This window comes from Corallococcus sicarius, assembly GCF_003611735.1.
GTDB lineage: Bacteria > Myxococcota > Myxococcia > Myxococcales > Myxococcaceae > Corallococcus > Corallococcus sicarius.
In genome coordinates this window covers 1-396 of the sequence record NZ_RAWG01000787.1, presented here as the reverse complement: position 1 = coordinate 396, position 396 = coordinate 1, and the positions used below count along the sequence as shown (strand labels likewise).

Annotated in this window: 1 protein-coding gene; it reads right to left on the bottom strand. The window is 70.2% G+C overall.

The features are described 5' to 3' along the window. Window positions 1-269 (bottom strand): hypothetical protein (locus tag D7X12_RS42155; RefSeq protein WP_208719663.1); only part of this gene is annotated, 269 nt, incomplete at its 3' end. Window positions 270-396: the final 127 nt, after the last annotated feature.

The following is a 396-nucleotide window of genomic DNA, read 5'->3' as shown; positions in this document are numbered from 1 at the left end:
AAGCTGTACAGCGCATCGGTCACGTACAGCACCGGATAGTGTTTTTCCGGATGTGCGGCGTAGTCGGCCGGCAACGCCACCCAGATCGGGTAATCGCGTCCCACCGGGTCGTGCACGCGCAGCGCCTCGGTATCCGGCAGCACCACGCCCTGCGCGGCGGTGGCCGCGCTTTCCTTCGCTTCATCCAGAGTTGCCGGTGGCGCCACCGACATCGCACAGCCCCCCATGGCCAGGCAGGCCGCCACACTCCATCCACGCACACGCTGCATCCACACTCTCCCGTTGCGGGCGACGTACCCGGGTGGCGTCGCTACCGCATCCTCACACGTCGCGCGGCGCCGCGCCACGCGCGGTCAGGGCGAGGCCGGCGGCGGCGCCGGGAACAGTGTGCGCAGC